The 267-nt window shown below is 49.4% G+C and carries 1 protein-coding gene; it reads left to right on the top strand.

The window, feature by feature from the left end; all coding sequences use genetic code 11:
- Positions 1-70 precede the first annotated feature (70 nt).
- A partial coding sequence (locus SB773_RS32210; protein WP_410594432.1) for an HAD family hydrolase occupies positions 71-267 on the top strand: 197 nt, incomplete at its 3' end.

Genomic DNA, 267 nt, shown 5'->3' with positions numbered 1-267 from the left:
CCCATTATCAGAGCTCAATCCAGAGCGCCTGAAAGAAATAGAATGGTTGCTGACCGACGTAGATGATACTTTGACTTGGCAAGGCAGACTGCCACCAGAAGCACTCATCGCATTAGCAGAACTAGAACGTGCAGGCGTAAAAGTGGTTGCTGTAACAGGCGCATGCGCTGGATGGTGCGATCAAATGGCAAAGATGTGGCCTCTGCATGGCGTAATTGGCGAAAATGGCGCGTTCTGGATGAGAAAAGACACAACTGGATTCAACAC

This window comes from Bacillus sp. SIMBA_074, from assembly GCF_046534555.1.
Taxonomy (GTDB): Bacteria; Bacillota; Bacilli; order Bacillales; family Bacillaceae_G; genus Bacillus_A; species Bacillus_A mycoides.
This window is presented reverse-complemented; position numbering and strand designations above follow the sequence as displayed.